The organism is Arthrobacter sp. Hiyo1, assembly GCF_001263615.2.
Classification (GTDB): domain Bacteria; phylum Actinomycetota; class Actinomycetes; order Actinomycetales; family Micrococcaceae; genus Arthrobacter.
The window spans coordinates 267,665-269,768 of record NZ_DF952470.1 but is presented as its reverse complement, the minus strand read 5'-3'; the positions used below and the strand labels follow the sequence as shown (position 1 = coordinate 269,768).

Below are 2,104 nucleotides of genomic sequence, written 5' to 3'. Positions count from 1 at the left end.
GACCGCGTCGGAACCCTGGTTGCCGAGGGCAAACCGCTCGAAGAGTTCGACGGCGTCACGTACGTCCGCGAGCGCGGGATCGTCGCCGACGTCGCGCTGGTCCACGCCCATACCGCGGACACGGACGGCAACCTGATCTACCGCTACACGGCCCGGAACTTCAACCCCGTGGTGGCGACGGCGGGAATCGTGACCATCGCCGAGGCCGAAGTGATCGTGGAGCCCGGCGAATTGGATCCGAACCACGTCGTGACACCCGGCGTCTACGTCCAACGGCTGGTCCAGGCGAGCGGCCGGCCCAAGGACATTGAGCAGCGTACCGTCCGGCCCCGCACTGATGCCCTGGCCGTCTGAACACCACCAAGCGAAGGAGTACCACCATGGCATGGACCCGCGACGAGATGGCCGCCATTGCGGCCCAGGAACTCAACGACGGCGATTACGTCAACCTCGGCATCGGCATTCCCACCCTCGTTGCCAACAACCTGCCCGACGGCGTACGGGTCGTGCTGCAGAGCGAAAACGGCCTCCTCGGGATGGGGCCTTTCCCCTATGAAGGCGAGGAAGACGCGGACCTTATCAACGCCGGCAAGCAGACCGTCACGGTCCTGCCCGGCGGCAGCATCTTCGACTCCGCGACGTCGTTCGGCATGATCCGCGGCGGACACGTCAAGGTTGCCATCCTCGGCGCCATGCAGGTTTCGGGCAACGGAGACCTCGCCAACTGGACCATTCCGGGAAAGATGGTCAAGGGCATGGGCGGCGCCATGGACCTGGTGGCCGGGACACCGCGCGTCGTGGTCCTCACCGAGCACAACGCCAAGGACGGGAGCGCCAAGATCGTCCGGGAATGCACCCTGCCGTTGACGGGCCTCCAGGTGGTGGACCGCATTGTCAGTGACCTCGCGGTGTTCGATTTGTTCAAGAACGACAACGACCATGGGCGGCAGCTGACGCTGACCCGCCTCGCGCCCGGGGTCACCGTCGAAGAGATCCAAAGCAAGACGGGGGCCGCGTTCACGGTCTCCTTGGAAGAAGCCGCCCTCGAAGGAGCCACAGCATGAGCCTGCAAAACCAGTTCGGCAAAGACGTCCTCCTCACCGGTTGGGGACACAGCAAGTTCGGCAAGCTCACGGACGAGACGCTGGAGTCCCTGATCGTTCAGGTGTCCGCGGAGGCCATCCGGAACTCGGGCCTTGAGCCGCGGGACATCGATGAGATCTACCTCGGCCAGTTCAACTCGGGCATGCAGCCCCTGGGCTTCACGTCCTCCTTGGCCCTGCAGCTGTCCGAGGACCTCGCCAATGTGCCCGCAACCAGGACCGAAAACGCCTGCGCCTCCGGTTCCGCCGCATTCCAGCAGGGCGTGAAGGCTGTCTTGGCCGGGACGGCCCGCAAAGTGCTGGTGATCGGTGCCGAAAAGATGACCGACGCCGGGGCCGACGTGGTGGGAGCCGCACTCCTTGGCGCGTCCTACGAGATGGCAGGCAAGGCCTCCACCACCGGCTTCACGGGACTGTTCGCCGAGGTAGCCAAGCACTACGAGAAGCGCTACGGAGCGGGCCTGGGCGGAGCGGGTCTGGGCGACATCCTTGGTTCCATCGCCGCCAAGAACCACCACAACGGCATGGACAACCCCTACGCGCAGATGCACCGGGACTTCGGCGAGGAGTTCTGCCGGACGGTTTCCGAGAAGAATCCCACGGTGGCCGAACCGCTCCGCCGCACCGACTGCTCCCCCGTGTCCGACGGCGCCGCCGCCGTCGTGCTCTCCCTCGGCCCGGCGTCGGGCGCTGCTACTGAACCCGTGCGACTGGCGGGCTTCGGGCACGCAAACGACTTCTTCCCGGCAGAACGCCGCGACCCTACGGAGTTCGCGGCCACGCGGGTGTCCTGGGAGCGCGCGCTGGGGATGGCCGGGCGTCGGGATCGACGGGCTGGACTTCGCCGAAGTGCACGATTGCTTCACGATCGCCGAACTGATCATGTACGAGGCCATGGGGCTGACGCCGCGCGGCGAAGGTTCCCGCGCGGTGCAGGAAGGCTGGGTCTACAAGGACGGCAAGCTGCCCATCAATGTGTCCGGCGGGCTCAAGGCCAAGGG

At 66.3% G+C, this 2,104-nt stretch carries 1 protein-coding gene and 2 pseudogenes; all 3 read left to right on the top strand.

All coding sequences use genetic code 11. The features are described 5' to 3' along the window. A pseudogene (locus tag AHiyo1_RS26550) lies at nucleotides 1-354 on the top strand (CoA transferase subunit A); the annotation flags it as partial. Between the two features lie 26 nt (nucleotides 355-380). Further along, nucleotides 381-1,064 (top strand): CoA transferase subunit B, encoded by a 684-nt coding sequence (locus tag AHiyo1_RS10135; protein ID WP_059388487.1) that lies wholly within the window; start codon nucleotides 381-383, stop codon nucleotides 1,062-1,064. Further along, a pseudogene (locus tag AHiyo1_RS10130) lies at nucleotides 1,061-2,104 on the top strand (thiolase domain-containing protein); the annotation flags it as partial. The gene AHiyo1_RS10135 and the pseudogene AHiyo1_RS10130, both read left to right, overlap by 4 nt.

Bases quoted from the DNA above. Each gene is read 5' to 3' on its own strand.
- AHiyo1_RS10135 (WP_059388487.1), top strand. From the start codon at position 381: ATGGCATGGACCCGCGACGAGATGGCCGCCATTGCGGCCCAGGAACTC.